Source organism: uncultured Campylobacter sp. (genome assembly GCF_937997405.1).
GTDB lineage: Bacteria > Campylobacterota > Campylobacteria > Campylobacterales > Campylobacteraceae > Campylobacter_B.
In genome coordinates this window covers 1-19,334 of the sequence record NZ_CALKTL010000041.1, presented here as the reverse complement: position 1 = coordinate 19,334, position 19,334 = coordinate 1, and the positions used below count along the sequence as shown (strand labels likewise).

The window sequence follows — 19,334 nt, the reverse complement described above, 5'->3', positions numbered from 1 at the left end:
TAGGCAATGCCAATCAATAATGCGCCGCAAAGGAAACTCAAGGCGATCATCACATAAAGCCCTTTTTCAGTTGTGTTGCAGAAATCGCGCCTTGTTGAATGCCGCGTAATGGCCCGATACGTTCTGCCGTGTCGGAGCCTTTTTGATGATCACCGTAATCATTGGCGAAGTTGGAAAGAATTTGCAGAAATAAGGTGGTGAGTAAACATAACACCGTGATTCCCCAATGGAAACTGCCCGCCCAATAGGCAAGCGCTGAACCGGTTAAAATGGTTGCCAAGGCTAACGGTAGGGTTTTCGGACGCGCTGTTTCAATCCACATTTTTATTGTATTTTTTGTCATAATGGCTACTCGAATAACGAAAAATAAGGCGATTTTTTACCGCACTTTTAGCTAAAATAGTCGCCATTCTACAAGGCTTAGCAAGATTGTTGCCAAAATCGCTGAAAAATAGGCAGCCCGCGCCTACGATAAGCAGAATTAAAATTCCTGCGATTATGCCGAAAATTTTCATTTCATCCCCTTAAAAATTTAAAATTTGAGGGTATTATAGCCCTTAAAATTTAACATTTGAAATCTCAATACTTGAGTTTAAATCACTAAAGTTTTATAAAAATTTTTCATAAACTATTGACAAGATTTTAAATTTTGCATATAATCTTAGCACTCAAACACATTGAGTGCCAATTTTAGAAATCACAAATCAAAGAAAGGACTGAAATGAAATTTCAACCACTTGGCAAGCGCGTTCTAATCGAGCGCGAGGAGGAAACTAAAAAGACCGCTTCTGGCATCATCATCCCAGACAATGCTTCAAAAGAGAAGCCTTCGACCGGCAAAATCGTAGCTGTCGGCAGCGAATGTGAAGGCGTCAAAAATGGCGATACTGTAGCGTTTGCAAAATACGCAGGTAGCGAGATTAGCTTAGATGATAAGAAATTTCTTATCTTAAATTTAGAAGATGTTTTAGGCATAATTAAATAAAAAGGATTGAAAATGGCAAAAGAGATTATTTTTTCAGACGACGCAAGAAACAAGCTTTACGCGGGCGTTAGGAAGCTAAACGACGCTGTAAAAGTTACGATGGGACCTCGCGGTCGCAATGTCTTAATCCAAAAGAGCTTCGGTGCTCCGGCGATCACAAAAGACGGCGTAACCGTAGCTAAAGAGATCGAGCTAAAAGACACGCTAGAGAATATGGGCGCTTCTTTGGTGCGCGAAGTAGCGAGTAAAACCAACGATCAAGCGGGCGACGGCACTACTACAGCGACCGTGCTAGCTCACGCGATCTTTAAAGAGGGCCTACGCAACGTAACTGCGGGCGCAAATCCGATCGAAGTTAAGCGTGGTATGGATAAATTTAGCGCTGCGGTTATTGAGGAGCTAAAAAAATCATCCAAAAAAGTAAGTGGCAAAAAAGAGATCGCTCAGGTTGCTACGATCTCTGCTAATAACGACAGCGCGGTGGGCGATCTGATCGCAGATGCTATGGAAAGAGTCGGCAAGGACGGCGTCATCACCGTTGAAGAGGCAAAATCTATCAACGATGAGTTAAACGTAGTCGAAGGAATGCAGTTTGACCGCGGCTATCTAAGCCCATATTTCATTACAAATGCCGAGAAAATGCTAGTCGAGCTAAGCTCGCCACTAGTGCTTCTATTTGACAAAAAAATTACAAATTTAAAAGACCTATTACCGGTTTTGGAGCAGGTTCAAAAAAGCGGCAAACCGCTTCTAATCATCGCCGAGGATATCGAGGGTGAGGCACTTGCGACTTTAGTCGTAAATAAACTTCGCGGCGTGCTAAACATCTCTGCGGTCAAAGCCCCTGGATTTGGCGATCGCAGAAAGGCGATGCTTGAAGATATTGCAATTTTAACGGGCGGTACCGTCATCAGCGAGGAGCTTGGCAGAACGCTAGAAAGTGCTTCTATGGCCGATCTTGGACAAGCCGAGCGCATCGTGATCGACAAAGACAACACCACTATCGTAGGCGGCGCGGGCAAGAAAAAAGATATCGACGCGCGCGTTTTGCAGATCAAGGCTCAGATCGCCGAGACTACGAGCGATTACGACAAAGAGAAGCTTCAAGAGCGTATGGCTAAGCTTAGCGGCGGCGTTGCGGTTATCAAGGTGGGCGCTGCGACCGAAACCGAGATGAAAGAGAAAAAAGACCGCGTGGACGATGCTCTAAACGCAACCAAAGCAGCCGTAGACGAGGGTATCGTAATCGGCGGCGGCGCTGCGCTAATCAGAGCTGGACTTAGCGTAAAACTAGCTCTAAGCGGCGACGAGCTTATTGGCGCGGACATTGTTAAGCGCGCGCTTTTCGCTCCGCTTCGCCAGATCGCAGAGAATGCGGGATTTGACGCGGGTGTCGTAGCAAATAAGGTCGAGCAGGGCTCAGACAAAAAATTTGGCTTCAACGCCGCAAACGGCGAGTACGTCAATATGTTTGAGGCAGGTATCATCGATCCTGTGAAGGTCGAGCGTATCGCGCTTCAAAACGCGGTCTCCGTCGCAAGCCTGCTTCTAACGACCGAAGCGACCGTAAGCGAGATCAAAGAGGAGAAACCTGCAATGCCTCCAATGCCTGATATGGGCGGAATGATGTAGCCCTCATAGGAGCGTCATTCGGCGCTCCTATGCCATTGCAACGGCGTGGTGAGATTTTACGGTGCCCCCGCAATGCCTTTGCGGCGATGCTTTTGCTATGCGCCGTAAAATGAGATGTGCCGCGTTTTGGATATGTCTAAGGCGCGGCGATTTATTATGAATTAGCGATTAAGCGGTGTGATTTTTAGTCACTGCATGATCTTATAAATTTCGTATCTTACCGCAAATTTACGGTTTTGCCGCATTATCCTTTAAATTTAAAAACTTTATCTGAGCTTGCTTTTTACCTTAAATTCTGACCTATTGCCCAAAATCTAAGCGCAGAATTCTAAAACTTTAAAATTTTATCAGCCCTCCCGCCTAAACGCTTACAAGATAAAAATTTGTTGTGGCGTCATATTTTTGTTGTGATAAAATTTTATTGCCAGATAGAATCCTAGCTGCGGAATTTTTACAGCTTAGCCTTTATCCAGGTTTTTGTTTGGCGATACGGCTTGGAATTAGAGCTGAAATTTCATAGCCTCACTCATTAAATTTAACGCGGCTTAATCTAAGCTTTGCTAAATTTCGCCTAAAATCCATGGAAAGGAAAACGATGAAAAATTTAGCTCGTATTTTTTTAATTGCGTTCATTTTGACGAGCTTCTCTAGTGTTTTTGCCGCGCAGCAAAACCATAAATCGCCCGCCGCGTTGCAAAACCATAAATCTAAAATTTCATCTCAAAATCTGCGAGCCAAAGATCATCTGAGTAAAAATACTTCGGTGAAATCCTCTACCGAGCCGCATGCTAAAAAATCTGCAAATGCTAAAAGCCTTTCAAAATCCAAGCTTACAAAAAATACGCGTGCGTCTAGGAATTTCGCTAAAAATTTCACGCAAAAAAGTGCGAAAAATTTTACTAAAAATCCCGGGCAAAATTTCGCATCGCATTCTGCGAAAAATAAAGCATCTAGGCACCCGGCTAATCAATCAAACAGCCAGAATGAAGCTAGCAAGAGCCTAGTTGCGACGCTGATGCGTTTGCCAAAGACCCGTATCTATGAGGACGAGGCGCCAAGCGCTCGCAATACTGCGCAAACTCACGGAGGCGCAGATATGCGGAGAAATACAAGCGCGCAAACTCACGGAGGCGCGGATGAGCAGACTGGCAAAATCGTAGATGCACAAGCTCGCAAATTAACGACGACTCGAATTGCACAGCCGCAAGCTCGCTACGGCTATAGTGCAACTCGTTCTGGCACTATGGGACATACAGCTGCATCTCATTCGAGCGCCACGAAGTATACGGCTCGTCAAAATGCCCGCGCGCCCTATCTTCCCACATCTACTCGCTCTAGCCGTGCGATAGGGCGCTCTGGCGGTAGTGCGCTTGGCAAAATACCGTCGCCAAAGCGGGGTAATGCACTAGGGCAAGGTGCTGCGATGCGTTATGATGAGCGTTGGGCGAAGCCCGCTCCACAGCCTTACGAGCCTGCGCCTGAGACCGAGAAAAAGCGCGGGCTGATATTTTCGTCGCAGTGGGGCCCCGCCGCGCCGAAAAGCAAGTGGCAGCAGCACGAAGCCCCGACGGATGACGCTTCATCGCGCAATGAGTCAGTGATGGATATGCTGCAGGATAAGATGAGCAGGGTCAAGGTGAATATGGAGCTAGTGCGCTAGCTTAGGCGGCACGCCGACGCAATTTATATGCGTAGGCGGTTTAAATTTTGCTGCCTTTATAAGATCGCGATACTGGCGCGGTGTGCAAACACGAACGGCTGACGTTTTTTGGGCTTTGCCGCCGTGCGAAAAATGCCCTACTGCTGCAATTAAAAATAAAATTTTCATATTTCATCCACGGGCTTTGAAATTTCACGGCTGCATGCCGCGCTGCTAGGATAAACCAGACTGCACTCGTTTTGCGCGAACGGGCACTGCGACGATACTGCGGTTACAATTTCGCCGAAATTTTAAGAGCTTAATTTTGTAATTTTACGTCGCAGGACTTCGCTTGCCTGCTAAATTCGCAGAATTTTGCTTAGCTACGTGGTTTATTAAATTTCGCTTGCCATAAAATTTTGTAGAGTTTCGCCTGCTAGCGGAATTTTTAGAATTTTATTAGATGGCGGAATTTTATAGAACCCTATTTGCTCAAATTTCGCGGCGAAATGAAATTTTTTGCAAGCGTAAAAGTAAAATTTAGTGAGTGAAATTATGTAGGCGAAATTCTAGCGGCGGCTAGCGAGTGCGAATTATTAAATTTTAACCCCGTTTTGAATAAAATAGCGCAAAAAATTCTAAAGGCTTAAATTTGAAAAATCGCTATCCGACCCGCCAAATCTCCGTCGGCTCCGTCAAAATCGGCGGCGGCGCGCCCATCTCCGTGCAGTCGATGAGCTTTTCTAAAACCAAAGACGTGGAGGGCACGCTAGAGCAGATAAACCGCCTGTATTTCGCGGGCTGCGACATCGTGCGCTGCGCGGTGCTTGATAAGCAGGACGCGGACGCGCTCGCGCGGATCAAAAAAAGCTCGCCGCTCCCCATCGTAGCGGACATCCATTTTAATTTTCGCTTGGCGCTGCAGGTTGCGGAGTTTGTCGATGCTATCCGCATAAACCCGGGCAATATCGGCGGCAGGGATCGCATCAAAGAGGTCGTGCGCGCGTGTAAAGCTCGCAGCCTGCCTATCCGAATCGGCGTAAATTTGGGCTCACTCGAAGAGCAGTTTGAGCAAAAATACGGCCGCAGCGTGGAGGCGATGGTGCAAAGCGCGCTGTATAACGCCGCGCTGCTGCAGGATGAGGACTTTAGCGATATCGCGATCTCGCTTAAGACTTCGGACGCGCCGAGTACGGTGGCTGCGTATCGCGCGCTGCGCCCGCTATGCGAGTATCCTTTCCATCTGGGCGTGACCGAGGCGGGAACGAAATTTCACGCGAGCATCAAGAGCGCAATCGCGCTTGGTACGCTTCTGATGGAGGGGATCGGCGATACGATGCGCGTGAGCATCACCGGCGAGCTTGAGGAGGAGATCCGCGTCGCGCGCGCGATCCTGCAGGACGCGGGCGTGCAAAAAAGCGGCGTCAATATCATTTCGTGTCCTACCTGCGGGCGTTTGCAGAGCGACCTGCTAAGCGCGATCAAAATCGTCGAAGAAAAAACCGCGCACATCAAAACGCCGCTAAATATCAGCGTCATGGGCTGCGTCGTAAATGCGATCGGCGAGGCGAAGGGCGCAGACGTGGCGATCGCGTTCGGCAACGGGCGCGGCATCGTGATGCGCCACGGCGAAGTGGTCGCCAAACTCGATGAGAGCAAGCTCGTGGAGCGGTTTTTGCAAGAGGTCGAGGACGAGGTGCGGGTTCGCGAAGGAGCGTGAGAGCTGCGGGGCGCCTAGTCGGTTAAAGCCGCTATGATTCGTGGCTTGGGCGGCTCAGCTCTGAATTTTGGCGCGCTTGGCTAGTTATAGTTTGCTCGGCATTTTAAGGTGCTCTCGGGCTCATCGCGGTTCGTTTAGGCTCATAGGTACAGCGTGTCTTGGCGTAAAATTTTAAAATTTAATTCCGAGGCAGCGCTTTTAAATTTGAGCCTTTGAGAGTACGGCTTGTAATTTCGGTTTGGAATTTTAGCGCTGAAATTTCGTGTGAAATTTTTGAGTTTAAAATTGTAGCTTTGGAATTTCGTCTTGGAATTTCATTTTAAAATTTCAAACTCGCGATTTGGAGCGAAATTTTATAGAGCAGAATTTACCGCGCGAAATTTTAAGCGGTAGAATTTTATGCTGTCTATGAAATTTAGGCGTTGGCTCTATGCGCTCGCCAATTTTACTCGCAGATTTGCCTCGGTAGAATTCCGTGCCGCAAAGCGGAATCTTGACGGATGAAATTCCGATACGCCACGAAATTTCATCCGGCTGGATTTCGTCCTGCATCTAAATTTAAGGCGAGCGAAATTTTAAGAGTCAAAATTTCAAAGGGCGAAATTTAAAACTGACGGGATTTTAAAGGCGAAAATTCTGAGGATGAAATTTTAGATAGCAAAATTTAAAGCGGCTCAAATTATAAAATTTTGCCCGATAGAATTTTGCTAGTAGGCGATATTTCAATTCTATAAAATTTAAAATTATCGCACCGCAGAGATTTGCGGAAGCGAGCTTGAAATTTTATAGAATTTAAATGCGAAACGAGGGGAAGCGATGGCAACGAAGCAGAATGTGCCTGCAAATTTATACGATCTGGATATGGAGCGCGCGATTTTAAGCTCGCTTTTGCAAAACGAGGACGCATACGGCGAGCTGAGCGAGATAATCTCGGTCGGCGATTTTTTCTACAAGCCGCACGCCGACATCTACGAGGCGATCGTCAAATGCTCCTCGCACAACGAGCCGATTGCACCGAGCTTCGTTAAAAAATGGCTAGCCGAGCGCTACGACGATGGCGCATTTACCGAGGTCGTAGCCACTAGCGGCGTGGTCGATGCCCCAAAATACGCGCTCGAGCTGCGCGAAAAATCGATCAAGCGCTCGCTAATCAAGGTCGCGCACGAGATCCCTTCGATGGTAAACGAAGCCGTGCGCAGCAAGGACACCGCCGATAAAATTAGCTCCAAAATTTACGAGCTCGTCGATGAGGAGCGCCACGGCGGCATCAAAAAATCGCACGAGATCATCGCTGACGTGGTAGAGGAGCTGAAACGCCAAAAGGCGCTCGCAGGCTCGGAGCTCGTGGGGCTTGATACGGGCTTTCGCTTCCTAAACGACTGCACGAAGGGGCTAAAGCCGGGCGAGCTCATCATAATCGCCGCTCGCCCCGGCATGGGCAAAACTGCTTTTGCATTAAATTTGATGATGAAAACGCTGCAAAGCGGCAAGGGCGTCGTATTTTTCTCGCTCGAGATGCCCTCCGTGCAGCTGATGTATCGCATACTAAGCGCGCTTAGCTCGATCCCGCTAAGCGACATAATGAGCGCCAAGCTCAGCGACGACGACTGGACGCGCTTCAACGACGCCTGCGACGCGGTGCTGAATATGCCGCTTTTCGTCTATGACAGCGGCTATGTAAACATCCACCAGGTCCGCACCCAGTTGCGCAAGCTCAAATCCGCGGATGCCAATATCGAGCTTTGCGTGATTGATTACATCGGACTTATGACGAGCACGAGCAACTACTCCGAGCGCCACCTGCAAATCGCCGAAATTTCACGCGGACTCAAGCTCTTGGCGCGCGAGCTAAACATCCCGATCATCGCGCTGTCGCAGCTAAACCGCTCGCTTGAGGCGCGCTCGAACAAACGCCCGATGCTAAGCGATCTGCGCGAAAGCGGCGCGATCGAGCAGGACGCCGACATTATACTTTTCGTCTATCGCGACGAGGTTTATAAAGAGCAGATGGAGCGCGAGCGCATTTCGCGGCTGGAGGCCGAGGGCAAGGACGCGGGCGAGCCCGTGTTTAGGCGCAACGACTATCAGGAGAAAGCCGAAATCATCGTCGGCAAAAACCGCTCGGGCGAGGCGGGCAGGACGATTGAGGTGGGCTTTCAGGGCAGATTTACCCGCTTTGTCGATACGAGCTTCGGCGGCGAACCCAGCGAGAGCGCGATCTTTAATGAAAACGACAATCTCGACTACGTCTCGCAGCTGCAAGATCAGGGCTTTGAGGAGCCTACTGCGCCGCGCCTAGATATGCCGAATCCCGATGCAGCGCAGAATTTACAGCAAAATTTAACGCAGAATTTTAATGAAGCACAAAATAGCGGTGTAAGCTTAAATACAAGCTCCGCTAGCGCTCGAAATCCCGGTGTAAATATCGATTTTGATGAGATGCCTAGCTTTGGCGAAAGCGACGAGGAAATGGACGGCGATGAGATAGGCGCCGAGCCTAAATTTAGCGCAGAGCAGAGCTTAGCAGAGGTGCGTCGTGCGGCACAGAATGCACCGCAAAAGCAAGAATTTAAGAGGCAAAATTTAGATGATGCAATAGCGGGCGGTGTCGCGCCTCAAACAGAGGGCGCGCATAAAAATTTAGCGGGCACTCCGCAAGGCGTAAAAGACACATCTCCGGGCGCAAAAGGCGCATCGCAAGGCGCAAAGAACATGCAGCAAGAAGATGCTGCGTATTTTGAAAGAGGCGATGGCGATGAGCCGCCTTTTGAGGCGCAAGAGGATGAGGCAAAATTTAAACCCGCACCGCCTCTAAATATCGAAGAAATGGGTATTCCAAAGGTCAATGAGGCAAACAGGCTCGATGACGACGACGCGCCGCTGGATCTGTGAAATAGCGCTTAGACTAGCGCTGATCGTTAGCGTTTTTTGCTTCGCGCTTTACGCGCAGGATTTGGACGACGCGGGCTTTTGCGCGCTGGCGGCGTTTTGGGCTTACGCGCTATTTCGGGTGCTATTTAGCTTTTTTTACGAGGCGAAGCAGCGCGCCAATGCGGCGCTATTTCGCAGCGGCGGAATTTTGATTAAAATTTTTAGAGGCAGGCTGATAAGCGGGGTTTTTGCCTGCGCGGGCGCGATTATCTTAAGCGCCACTTTGGCGCTAGGCATAGCCGATCTGCGCGGCGCGGAGCTATTCGTGACGCTCGCGGCGCTGCCTGCAGCTCTTGTTCTGATGCGTCTGGTGGTGCTTAAGCTTAGCCTAAAAGAGATTAAAAACCCTAGAATTTTATCGCTCAAACTTAGTATTTTGCTGCTAGCCGCGCTTGCCGTAGCGGTAAATTTCGCTCTAAATTTAGCCTATTTGCGGCTCGCAGACGGCGCAGATCCAGCCGCCCACTCTCAAAATTCCGCGATAAATTTTATTCCGCCTTCTCGCACCGCCGCATCTGCCGAAAACTCCGCGAGGAATAACGCTTCCGCGCCCGTCGGAAATTTTGCAACAGATAACGCCGCTAAAGCCGCTAAGAATTCCGCGACGAATAACGTCGCCATGGTTGTGCGAAATTCCGAGACGAGCAATGCCGTTAAGCCCGCAGCGGATGCCGCTAAAAATCTCACCGCTTCGGCCGCAAATTTTAAAGCGAGCTCCGTCAGAGCGGTGCACGCCTCGGCTGAAAATTCAAAGGCAAATACCGCTGCCGCACCGCAAATCAACGCTAAAAATTCTACGGCAAGCTCCGCCGCAGCGCAAAATTTAAATTTAGCTCCAACTCTCGCCACGCCGAACGCGTCCGCCGATAATTTGGCTGAAAATTCCGCGCCAAGCTCCGCATCGGTAGCCGAAATTTTTGAAATTTTAAAATCTACCGCGCCGCAAGCGCACTTCAGATCCGCTCTGCTAAATGAAATTTACGCTTTGAAATTTTACAAAAACGCGCTGTTTGATCTGGCGCTGTCGCAGAGCCCTAGCGCGCTAAAAATCGCTCTTTTGTTTCTGATCTGCGCGGGAGATTTCCTCTTTTACTGCGCGATCTTGCATCTTTGCGCCTTCGTGCTTTTTATGCCGCGAGCCACGTCCGCGCCCAAAATAGGGCGCTTTAGCGGCACGATATTCGCGCTTGCTTACGTCACGCTGTGTTTGATCTGCGCCGCGCAGACGCGCACGGCAGGCAGCGGAGCTGAAGGCGCACATCCTAAAAGCGCGGTCGAGACGAGCGTGCAGATCGTGCTGCAAAGCGGAGAGCGGCTGATTTTAAGCGCGCGTGAGGCGGACGTTCTAAGAGGCGAGCTAAACGCCACGCGCCTTGCCGCGGAGGCAAACGCCGCATCCGCGCTAAATAGCTACATCGACGCCGTTTACGACGAGGGCGCGAGGCTTAGCGCACAGAAAATGGCAGATTTCAATTACTCGTTTCTGAGCGATTATCTGGTGCTGTGGCACGGCGTGTGGGACGATGACGCGGGGGCGTATCTGAATGAGAAATTTGCGCTCTTCGTAAGCGAAAGCTTCCCGAAAGATTTTGGCGAAAATATCGCTAAAATCGCTGCGGCGAACGTCAAAGATTATGAGAGCTCGCTAAATTTTACGCTCAAAAAATACGGCGCGAAAGTTGATCTCAACGTCACGCAGAGCTTCAGCCTAAAAAGCAAGGCGTATCGCGCGAGCGGGACGGGGCTAGGGGCGCTGGGCGGTGTGCTGGGCGCAAAGCTGATAAGCAAGAGTCTCGCTAAAACTGCGGCTAAAACGGGCGCAAAGACCCTTACCAAGGCAGGTGCCAGCGCGACTAGCAGTAGTGCGGGGCTCGTGTGCGGTCCGGGCGCGGTGGTATGCGTGCCCGCGTTTGCCGTAGCTACGTGGTTTGGGCTGGATTTTGCGTTTGCCAAGGGCGACGAGGCGCTCAATCGAGAGGAGTTTGAAGCTGCGATCGTGCGCGATATGATGGCGGCGAAAGAGGAGCTAAAGCGCGCGCTGGCGCAGGATTTCAACGCGACGATAGATGAAATTTCGAGTGAAATTTTAAATTTAGACGGGAAGTAGGGCGGCGGATTATGCCTGCGCAACTTAGACCCGTTGCGAGCGAAATTTTACGGCGGATTATGGAATTTCCATACGCGATGCTTGCGCGACAGCGGCTAAATTTTAAAATTTAATCTAAGCGCAGGCGGCGGGCGGCGTGCATCAAAATGGGCGGCTCGGTAGTCAGTTCAGCAGATGCGAAACAGTAGCGAAACTAGCGGCAAAAAATAGGCGGCACAAAACGAATAGCGTAGCAGATGTGCAATAGACAGTGCCTCTGGCTTTTGAATTTATAAAATTTTATCCCGTGTGAAAATGCAGCGTGATTTAGACCTATTGCGAGTCAAATTTGGTGGCAGATTGCGTAATTTGTCTGCGCAGCGTAGGGCGAAATTTTAAAATTTAATCTAAGCGTAGGCGGGACGGGATTATGGCGCACTTATCGCACTGCCGCGCCCCTTAAATTTTTTAAGAAGCAGCTAAAAATTTTTATATATAATCGCCGCTTAAAACAAGGAGTGCTAATGAAAAAATTCTATCTTAAAATTTCGTTATTTGCGTTTATAACGGTATTCACAGCGATGCCAGCTGCAGCAAAAGTAAGCATAGACGACTTCAAAACCCAAGAGGAAAAAGATTTATCGATCTCTTGCGATGACGGCGATGGGAAATATAGCGCGTGTATGAAACTGGCTGAAATTTTAACCAAAAGATGCGATAACGAAGATTTTAGGAGCTGCGAGATTGCGGGAGAGTTTTTATCGGCATTTGGACGATATAGAGACGCTATCGCTCCTTTAAGCAAGGCTTGCGATGCAAATTTGATGTTGTCTTGCGTTTCGTTAATGACGACAGATATAGCAGCTACGGGAAATATCGATAGGGCGATAAGAAGCTTGGATAAAATTTGCGATGCCAAAATCGACGGCAGTGAGGAATATTGTAAATTTAAAAGCGAGCTTGAAATTTGCTTAAAAGATACGGAATGTAATCCGATAAAAAGAGGCAAAGAGCTTCTAAACTGGATTCTGGAGCAATGATATGAAAAGTTTGGTATTGATAGCGATGTTGGCATTCTAGTGTGCGTATGCTGGTTTTGGTTTTAAAGAAAAGGATTTAGCAAATTTACATTCGCTTTGCAATAAGGGCGACGGGAAATATAGTGCCTGCACGAAGCTAACGGATATATTATCAAAGCATTGTGATAGCGGCAATGCCGAAAAATGCGGAGAACTCGGATATGTGCTATATGAGATGGGCAAGACCGAAGAGTCTATCGCACCACTAGAGAAAGCTTGCGATGCGGATTTGGCGTTTTATTGCTTTAAATTAGGATCTGATGAGCTTGGGCGCACAGATAATATAAATAGAGCGCATGCTAGTTTTTCAAAAGCTTGCAAGCTTGGCATTAAAGATGAAAAACTTCTACAAGTATCTTGCATGGCTGAAGATAAATTAAAAGAGTGTTTAAGCAATAGCGAATGTAATCCATTAAAAGTGATAGAAAGTATTTACTACACGGCTAAAAGTATAATGCAAAATTAAAATTTTTAATTAAGGAGTAAAAGATGGCAAATCCAAAGAGGGGCAAAGAGCGATAATGAAAAAATTCTATCTTAAAATTTCGTTATTTGCGTTTATAGCAGCATTAACAGTGATTCCTGCTGCGGCAAAATCGCATTTGACAAGCTTGATAAAGTTAGAGGATTTTAATAATGAAGAGCAAAGGACGCTTTTTAAATCCTGCGATTACGGTGACGGAAAATACGGTTCGTGTAATAAACTCGTTGAAATTTTATCTAAAGAGTGCGAGAACGGCGATATGCGCTCATGTACTATACAGAGTGATTTTTTACAATCTTTGTTTAGAGAAGAGGAAGCTATGAAATATCTGATTAAGCTGTGCGATGCTAACCTTATCGAATATTGCATGGGGCTAGGTTGGGAAGATATAGAATTTAACGGCAATATACAAAGGGCAATTAGGAGTTTTGAAAAAGTATGCGATAGCAAGCTGAAGAATAGTGAGCTTTTTTGTAGAATGAATGAGGAATTAAAGAGCTGTTTAAAAGATAAAGAATGCAATCCGATAATAAAAGGCAAAGCTCTTTTAAAAAGAACTGTAGAGGAGCTGAAATGAGAAGTATCGGTATTTTATTCTTATTGATTATGATATTGTCGTATCCGTCATTTGCCAAATCTACGGCAGAGGAACAAAATCTTTATAATGAATGCAATAAAGGAAACGGCAAATATAGCTCGTGCACTAAACTAATAGAAATTTTATCTAAAAAATGTGATAGCGGAGATATGATCGGATGTGCCGATGTGGGTTATATTATGGGTTTAGAGCTCGGTATGCGTGAAGCGGCTTTTGTGCCTTTAGAAAAATCTTGCAAGGCGGGTATTGCAGCCTCTTGTTTTAACCTAGGAATTCATGATATTGCGATAAGAGGCAATGTCAAAAGAGCGGCACATAACTACGCTATAGCTTGCGAAAAATATTCAGAGCATCTAGAAAAAGAAAGAATATTTAAACTAAAATCTTGCGCGCTAAAGACGGCTTTAGAAAACTGCTTACGAGATGAGGAGGAACACGATCCCGTAAAGTGTGCGAAAAAAGCCTTTTGGGAAATAAGTGATAAATACGACGCAAATTCAACAAAGGAGTAAAAGATGGCAAATCCAAAGAGGGGCAAAGAGCGATAATGAAAAAATTCTATCCCGTAATTTTGGCGCTTTTGATCTTAATGATGCCGGTCGCGGCAGAGTGCAACCAAAGCGTAGCCGATAGCAAAGAGATAAAATTTACGTCGTTTTCTGATTCAAATTTATATCGTTTAGAGCGGCTGAAATGAAAGCGCTATTTTTAACTCGCAATAAAACAAGCGTGCAAATGGGTGCTTGATATGAGCGAGGAGGAGAAAGAGCAAATTTTATATTTGAGGCGATATTTAAAGCTAGGCTGCAAAGACGGCAATGCGCAAATGTGCAAGGATTTAGGAGCAATAGGAAATTAGGGCAGAATTTTAAATACTAAATTGCCCCACTTGCAAGCTCATAAAATTCGGACTTTAAAATTTAATCTTAATTGGGCTATAATCTTAGAATTAATATTCAAAAAGGAGTTTTTATGCAAACACAAAATAATTTTATAAACCGCGAGCTAAGCTGGCTACGCTTCAATACACGCGTGCTAGAACAATGTAAAAAGGATATCCCGCTAATTGAAAAATTAAAATTTCTAGCGATTTACAGCACGAATTTAGACGAGTTTTATATGATCCGCGTGGCGGGCTTAAAGCAGCTTTTCACAGCCGGCGTTATAACCAGCGGCGATGACGAGATGACGCCTCTTGAGCAGCTACGCGCGATCCGCTCCTATTTAAGAAACGAGCAAACCGAGCTTGAGCAGCAGTATTTCGGCATCCAAAAGGAGCTTTGCAAAAACGGGCTTTTTATCAAAAGCTACGACGAGCTGCAGCCCGAGCTAAAGCCAGCGGCGGACGAGTTTTTTTTCTCGCAGATAATGCCCGTCATCGTCCCGATCGCAGTCGATGCAACCCATCCTTTCCCGCATCTAAACAATCTCAGCTTCTCTCTTGCGGTCAAGCTCTGCGATGAGGGCGCGCCCGAGTCGGTACATTTTGGGATGATTAGAATTCCGCGCGTGATTCCGCGCTTCGTGCAGGTCGCGCAAAACACCTACGTGCCGATCGGCACTATCGTAAAGCGCCACGCGGAGGAGATTTTCCCGGGCTACAAGCTCATCAGCTCCGCAGCTTTCCGCGTCACGCGAAACGCCGACATCGTGATCGAGGAGGAGGAAGCGGACGATTTTATGATGATCCTGGAAGCGGGGCTTAAGCTGCGCCGTAAAGGGGCTTTCGTGCGGCTTCAGATCGAAAAAGACGCCGATGCCGAGCTTTTAGAATTTCTAAATTCCCATCTTAAAATTTTTTACAAAGATATATATGAATACGCCGTGCCGCTTACGCTGGACGGGCTTTGGGAGATCGCTTCCAATAAGGATTTTTCCTTTCTAGCTAACCCGCAATACCTGCCGAAGACTCTGCCCCCCTTTAACGAAAACACCTCCGTTATGAGCGCGATGGAGAAAGAGGATATTCTGCTGATCCATCCTTACGAGAGCTTTGATCCCGTCCAAAAGCTCATCAAAGAAGCCGCGAAGGATCCGAAAGTCATCTCGATCCGCATGACGCTGTATCGCGTGGAGAAAAACTCCCCGATCGTCCAAAGCCTGATCGAGGCCGCAAGCGACGGTAAGCAGGTAACGGTGATGGTCGAGCTTAAGGCGAGGTTTGATGAGGAAAACAACCTGCACTGGGCGAAGGCTCTCGAAGACGCGGGCGCGCACGTAATCTACGGTATCACGGGCTTTAAAGTCCACGCCAAGGTAACTCAGATCATTAAAAAAGAGGACGGCAAGCTAAAATTTTATATCCACTTAGGCACAGGCAACTACAACGGCTCGAGCGCTAAAATTTACACCGACGTGAGCTTTTTTACCTGCGGCGACCGCTTCGATAAGGACACGACGAATTTCTTCCACATCCTTTCGGGCTACAACAAAAACCGCAAGCTTGACAACCTCGCTATGTCGCCGATGCAGATCAAAGAGCGGCTTTTAGCGATGATAAAAAACGAGGAGAAAAAAGGCTCTGCCGGCAGGATCATCGCTAAGATGAACGCTCTTGTCGACGGCGATATGATCAAGGCGCTGTATAAAGCAAGCGCCGCGGGCGTAAAGATCGATCTCATCGTGCGTGGCATCTGCTGCTTGCGCCCGGCGCTTAAGGGCGTTAGCGAAAATATCCGCGTGATCTCGATCGTCGGCAAATACCTGGAGCACGCTAGAATTTTTTACTTCGCGCACGCCCAGCCCAGCCTATATATCGCGAGCGCGGATTGGATGCCGCGAAATTTGGAGCGCAGGCTGGAGCTAATGAGCCCGATTTACAACGAAAATCTGCAAAACAAGCTAAAAGAAATTTTAAAGCTTCAGCTAAGCGACAACGAGCTTGCATTCGAGCTGCAAAGCAGCGGCGAATACCAAAAGATAGAGCTTAAAAAAGGTGAAGAGAGGATCGACGATCAGGAATTTTTAGAAGCTTATTTTAGTAAAATTTATAAAAACATTCGCAAGCATGATGAAAGCGGCACGGCGCTAACCAAGCTTTTGAAGGAGAGCTAACACAGTTCTGTTCGGCTTGTGCCAGGGCTGGCTGCACACCTAGCCCGCGCGCAAGCCGAGCTTGTAAATGCTAAATGAGGAATTTTGCGCCGCAAATGCGCAAGTAGATTTACAGAAATTTCAAAGGGATTAAATGAAAAGATATCTTTATCTAGCCGTTATAGCTATGTTTTGCATGGGCGGAGTCTTTGAAGACGCGGATAAGCTCTATGAGGACGGCGATTATCCTAAAGCGATAAAAATGTGGCAGCGCAGCTGCGACGGTGGAGATACGCGAAGTTGCTATAGGCTCGGAAACTTATATCGATTCGGCAGGAACGTCACTCAAAACTATCAAAAAGCGGCGGATTTTTATCAAAAAGCCTGCGAGAGCGGAGATATGACCGGCTGCTATGAACTTGCAGGACTATACTTCGAAGGCTATGGCGTTAGACAAGATTATCAAAAGGCGGCGAGCCTGCATCAAAAGGCTTGTGACGGCGGCAATATGTTTTCGTGCAATTTGCTTGCAATTTCATACGAATCCGGTATCGGCGTCCCAAGAGACAAGCACAAGGCTATGGTTTTGCGTCAAATGATTTGCGATAACGGTGATGCAGATATGTGCAATAACCTTGCATATTTATATAAAAACGGCGACAAGATCAGACAGGACTTGCAAAAGTCGGAGAGCTTATATAAAAAAGCGGCTGTTTTGTACCAAAAGAAGGCTCAAATAAATCAAAAGAAATGCGATGAAGGCGACTTATATGAGTGCCAGCGCCTAGCGGATCTATATATAGACGGCAGGGGCGTAGAGAAGGATTTCAAAAAGGCTGCGGATTTATACCAAAAGGCTTGTGATGGCGGCAGGGCGGCGGCGTGCTTGACTCTGGGAGACTTTTACAAAGCAGGTAATTACCAAAAAGCAGAAAGCCTATATCAAAGCGGGCTAAATTTGCTTAAAAATACTTGCGAGAGCGGGGATGCGGACTCGTGTAGTTATCTCGGGGATTTATACAAAAATGGATGGCATATTAAACAAGATAGATCCTTAGCAAAAGAATTTTACGGGAAAGCATGCGATTTAGCAGAGCAGATCGGCTGCGACGAATACAAGCAATTAAACGAAGCAGAACTCATCGATGATAAGCACGGCATCGCACCGAGCGCGCCTTAATCCATGAAAGCTTGCATGCTTTTGCGCAAACAAGGCTACGCAATCAGCGAGCTATCAATTTTTTAGAATTTTAAAATTCTAAATTTTATAAATTCTCTTAGGCGCAGCCTCCTAGAAATACTAATTTGCCATGATGCCAGCTATATACTACGCGTAGATAAAATTCTACTCATACGGTATCTACTATGCGACGCGCAATGATTAGATCGTAATCTTTGCCGTGTAAATTTATCGAGCCGGAAAACATAGCATCCGTATGTGCTAAAAATTTCGCAGGCGCACAGCTCTACATTACGCAAATCGCAGGAGAATTTTAATGCCGTGAATCTGCGCGGATTATCTCGCTTCCAGGCAGCGAGAGTCTTTTTGCGGCAATGAGCGCAATCTATTTCTCTTCGCTCTATCTCGCCCGCTTGTGACGACAAATCTTATAAACGCAGTGGTCCTTTAAAAATTTTAACTTCAAATTTTGCTCCGAAGCTCGCTAAATTTAAGAAGAGCCCACACAGATAAATTGTTCTATTTTAGCGCGGCGCACGAGGTTTTAAATTTGCGGCGCCCGTAGGAGACTTTAAAGCTCGCTAAGTTTCGCCGTCGTTAGCACGCAAGGCGGATCCTGCTAGCGATCTTTTATACTGAGAGGAAGCTATTTAAATAATAAAAAAATAGGGATATGGCACGAATATGAAAATAATAAAGTAAAAATAAAAGTAGCATTTGATGAGAATGAAAAATTTTCAGGAATATATAGAGAATTTTTTTCAAATGGTAATATAAAAGAAGAAAAATATTATTTTCAAGGTAAGGAAATAAAAGAAGAAAAAATATAAAAATATTTTTATTCCATAGAAGTATATCAATCCATATAGAAAAGGAAATAAGAAAGAAAATAAGTTATTATTAATTCATAACAAGGCAGCCAAGTTAGAAAATAAAAAAATTAAAAATTATGGAGGTAAAAGTTATGAATGCAACTGAAAAAAAGGAACTAATGGGAAAATATGCTAAAAAATTGGAAAATGCTATAAAAAGGGAAGCATCAGTAATGAAAGAAATAGAAAATGATAAGGCACTGATAAAATACCTTGAAGGACAAAAGACATCAGGAGCAGCCTTTGATAACACAGTCTATGAAAGTTATGATGCTTGGATAGAAACAATAAGAAAACAAATAAAGAAATCTGAAAGCACTCTAACAAATATAGAGTTTAAAAAGGTTGAACTAGAAGCAATACAAAAATATATAGCATAATAAAATTTAAATATCAGCTGATATAAAGAAAATGGAGTTTAACAACTCCATTTTTTTGTTGTATAAAAATAATTGATTTAAAGTGAAAAATACATTACAATTAAAAAAAGATTCTAAAATAAGAAAGTTATGTACCATATGATTTAAGAAAATATTAAAATAAAAGGAATATTTAAAATGAAAAAAGAAGAAAGAGAAATGATATTAAATTTAAGTTATGAAGAGTTGATAGAAAAATTTAAAAATGAGCCACAAAAAGTGATAAAATTTTTACAAGATGAACAAAAAAAAGATATTGGCAATGATACAAGATATATCATTGAGATATTAATAACTTTAATTATGATTATAATTGAAGATTACTATTTAGAAGATGATTCTTTTAATGAATTGTTAATTGAATTGGCATATGATAAAAGGCATCGTCAACATGAAGATTTAGCTTTTTTACTAGAAAGAAAACATTCTCCTAAACTAATAAATCGTGTGTATGATTTAGCAGTTATGGAACTTGATTATAAGAAAGAGGATGAATTTTTTAATATAGCTAGAAAGTGTACTTATGCCTTGGGATATACCAATACTCCAAAAGCAAAGGAGAAATTAGAATTATTAGTTAAAAATGAAAATGAACTTATTAGAGAATATGCAATAAAACAATTAAATAGACATGATTTTACAGATAAAGATGTGGAGGAACAAGATTAATGAAATA

General features: G+C 45.6%; 17 protein-coding genes. 15 read left to right on the top strand and 2 right to left on the bottom strand.

Going from position 1 to position 19,334, the window contains the following annotated elements; translation table 11 throughout:
* Positions 1–49: 49 nt before the first annotated feature.
* Complete coding sequence (gene menA, locus Q0372_RS02100; protein ID WP_298101960.1) at positions 50–343, bottom strand: 1,4-dihydroxy-2-naphthoate octaprenyltransferase; 294 nt, start codon at positions 341–343, stop codon at positions 50–52.
* A gap of 378 nt (positions 344–721) precedes the next feature.
* Here menA and groES point away from each other — a divergent pair, with 378 nt between their 5' ends.
* The 4 genes from groES to ispG all read left to right on the top strand — a co-directional run bounded on the left by groES (position 722) and on the right by ispG (position 5,976).
* Positions 722–985 carry a co-chaperone GroES gene (groES, locus tag Q0372_RS02095; protein ID WP_295151472.1) on the top strand — a complete coding sequence of 88 codons (264 nt, stop codon included), beginning with the start codon at positions 722–724 and terminating at the stop codon, positions 983–985.
* Between the two features lie 12 nt (positions 986–997).
* Positions 998–2,617: a chaperonin GroEL gene (gene groL, locus Q0372_RS02090; protein ID WP_298101956.1), complete on the top strand. Its 1,620-nt coding sequence runs from the start codon at positions 998–1,000 to the stop codon at positions 2,615–2,617.
* Between the two features lie 595 nt (positions 2,618–3,212).
* Complete coding sequence (locus tag Q0372_RS02085) at positions 3,213–4,277, top strand: hypothetical protein (protein WP_298101950.1); 1,065 nt, start codon at positions 3,213–3,215, stop codon at positions 4,275–4,277.
* Positions 4,278–4,908: 631 nt separating this feature from the next.
* Positions 4,909–5,976, top strand: coding sequence for a flavodoxin-dependent (E)-4-hydroxy-3-methylbut-2-enyl-diphosphate synthase (gene ispG / locus Q0372_RS02080; RefSeq protein WP_298101946.1), 1,068 nt, complete (start codon positions 4,909–4,911; stop codon positions 5,974–5,976).
* 327 nt (positions 5,977–6,303) lie between these two features.
* Here ispG and Q0372_RS02075 read toward each other — a convergent pair whose 3' ends face one another.
* On the bottom strand, positions 6,304–6,528 hold the full coding sequence (locus Q0372_RS02075) for a hypothetical protein (protein ID WP_298101943.1): 225 nt from the start codon (positions 6,526–6,528) through the stop codon (positions 6,304–6,306).
* Between the two features lie 264 nt (positions 6,529–6,792).
* Here Q0372_RS02075 and Q0372_RS02070 point away from each other — a divergent pair, with 264 nt between their 5' ends.
* The 11 genes from Q0372_RS02070 to Q0372_RS02020 all read left to right on the top strand — a co-directional run bounded on the left by Q0372_RS02070 (position 6,793) and on the right by Q0372_RS02020 (position 19,327).
* Entirely contained in the window at positions 6,793–8,868 is a 2,076-nt protein-coding gene (locus Q0372_RS02070; RefSeq protein ID WP_298101940.1) for a replicative DNA helicase, read from the top strand.
* Complete coding sequence (locus Q0372_RS02065) at positions 8,822–11,014, top strand: hypothetical protein (protein ID WP_298101937.1); 2,193 nt, start codon at positions 8,822–8,824, stop codon at positions 11,012–11,014. Before Q0372_RS02070 ends, Q0372_RS02065 begins: the two co-directional genes overlap by 47 nt.
* Positions 11,015–11,517: 503 nt before the next feature.
* Positions 11,518–12,033 carry a hypothetical protein gene (locus tag Q0372_RS02060; RefSeq protein WP_298101934.1) on the top strand — a complete coding sequence of 172 codons (516 nt, stop codon included), beginning with the start codon at positions 11,518–11,520 and terminating at the stop codon, positions 12,031–12,033.
* A 214-nt stretch (positions 12,034–12,247) separates the two neighbouring features.
* Complete coding sequence (locus tag Q0372_RS02055) at positions 12,248–12,538, top strand: hypothetical protein (protein ID WP_297943836.1); 291 nt, start codon at positions 12,248–12,250, stop codon at positions 12,536–12,538.
* Positions 12,539–12,593: 55 nt separating this feature from the next.
* Positions 12,594–13,133: a hypothetical protein gene (locus tag Q0372_RS02050; RefSeq protein ID WP_298101931.1), complete on the top strand. Its 540-nt coding sequence runs from the start codon at positions 12,594–12,596 to the stop codon at positions 13,131–13,133.
* Positions 13,130–13,666 (top strand): hypothetical protein, encoded by a 537-nt coding sequence (locus Q0372_RS02045; protein ID WP_298101929.1) that lies wholly within the window; start codon positions 13,130–13,132, stop codon positions 13,664–13,666. Before Q0372_RS02050 ends, Q0372_RS02045 begins: the two co-directional genes overlap by 4 nt.
* Before the next feature lie 35 nt (positions 13,667–13,701).
* A complete protein-coding gene (locus Q0372_RS02040) occupies positions 13,702–13,851 on the top strand; it encodes a hypothetical protein (protein WP_297943833.1) in 150 nt (49 codons plus the stop codon).
* A 275-nt stretch (positions 13,852–14,126) separates the two neighbouring features.
* Positions 14,127–16,208: an RNA degradosome polyphosphate kinase gene (locus Q0372_RS02035; protein WP_298101925.1), complete on the top strand. Its 2,082-nt coding sequence runs from the start codon at positions 14,127–14,129 to the stop codon at positions 16,206–16,208.
* Between the two features lie 133 nt (positions 16,209–16,341).
* A complete protein-coding gene (locus Q0372_RS02030) occupies positions 16,342–17,367 on the top strand; it encodes an SEL1-like repeat protein (protein ID WP_298101922.1) in 1,026 nt (341 codons plus the stop codon).
* A 964-nt stretch (positions 17,368–18,331) separates the two neighbouring features.
* The gene (locus tag Q0372_RS02025) at positions 18,332–18,619 is read left to right on the top strand and encodes a hypothetical protein (RefSeq protein ID WP_005965138.1); all 288 of its coding nucleotides are present in this window, start codon (positions 18,332–18,334) and stop codon (positions 18,617–18,619) included.
* 177 nt (positions 18,620–18,796) lie between these two features.
* Complete coding sequence (locus Q0372_RS02020; protein ID WP_298101906.1) at positions 18,797–19,327, top strand: hypothetical protein; 531 nt, start codon at positions 18,797–18,799, stop codon at positions 19,325–19,327.
* Positions 19,328–19,334: the final 7 nt, after the last annotated feature.

Excerpts from the sequence above, each read along its gene's own strand:
- menA (WP_298101960.1), bottom strand. The coding sequence starts at position 343 with ATGACAAAAAATACAATAAAAATGTGGATTGAAACAGCGCGTCCGAAA.
- groES (WP_295151472.1), top strand. The coding sequence starts at position 722 with ATGAAATTTCAACCACTTGGCAAGCGCGTTCTAATCGAGCGCGAGGAG.
- groL (WP_298101956.1), top strand. The coding sequence starts at position 998 with ATGGCAAAAGAGATTATTTTTTCAGACGACGCAAGAAACAAGCTTTAC.
- Q0372_RS02085 (WP_298101950.1), top strand. The coding sequence starts at position 3,213 with ATGAAAAATTTAGCTCGTATTTTTTTAATTGCGTTCATTTTGACGAGC.
- Q0372_RS02075 (WP_298101943.1), bottom strand. The coding sequence starts at position 6,528 with ATGCAGGACGAAATCCAGCCGGATGAAATTTCGTGGCGTATCGGAATT.
- Q0372_RS02070 (WP_298101940.1), top strand. The coding sequence starts at position 6,793 with ATGGCAACGAAGCAGAATGTGCCTGCAAATTTATACGATCTGGATATG.
- Q0372_RS02065 (WP_298101937.1), top strand. The coding sequence starts at position 8,822 with ATGAGGCAAACAGGCTCGATGACGACGACGCGCCGCTGGATCTGTGAA.
- Q0372_RS02060 (WP_298101934.1), top strand. The coding sequence starts at position 11,518 with ATGAAAAAATTCTATCTTAAAATTTCGTTATTTGCGTTTATAACGGTA.
- Q0372_RS02055 (WP_297943836.1), top strand. The coding sequence starts at position 12,248 with ATGGGCAAGACCGAAGAGTCTATCGCACCACTAGAGAAAGCTTGCGAT.
- Q0372_RS02050 (WP_298101931.1), top strand. The coding sequence starts at position 12,594 with ATGAAAAAATTCTATCTTAAAATTTCGTTATTTGCGTTTATAGCAGCA.
- Q0372_RS02045 (WP_298101929.1), top strand. The coding sequence starts at position 13,130 with ATGAGAAGTATCGGTATTTTATTCTTATTGATTATGATATTGTCGTAT.
- Q0372_RS02040 (WP_297943833.1), top strand. The coding sequence starts at position 13,702 with ATGAAAAAATTCTATCCCGTAATTTTGGCGCTTTTGATCTTAATGATG.
- Q0372_RS02035 (WP_298101925.1), top strand. The coding sequence starts at position 14,127 with ATGCAAACACAAAATAATTTTATAAACCGCGAGCTAAGCTGGCTACGC.
- Q0372_RS02030 (WP_298101922.1), top strand. The coding sequence starts at position 16,342 with ATGAAAAGATATCTTTATCTAGCCGTTATAGCTATGTTTTGCATGGGC.
- Q0372_RS02025 (WP_005965138.1), top strand. The coding sequence starts at position 18,332 with ATGAATGCAACTGAAAAAAAGGAACTAATGGGAAAATATGCTAAAAAA.
- Q0372_RS02020 (WP_298101906.1), top strand. The coding sequence starts at position 18,797 with ATGAAAAAAGAAGAAAGAGAAATGATATTAAATTTAAGTTATGAAGAG.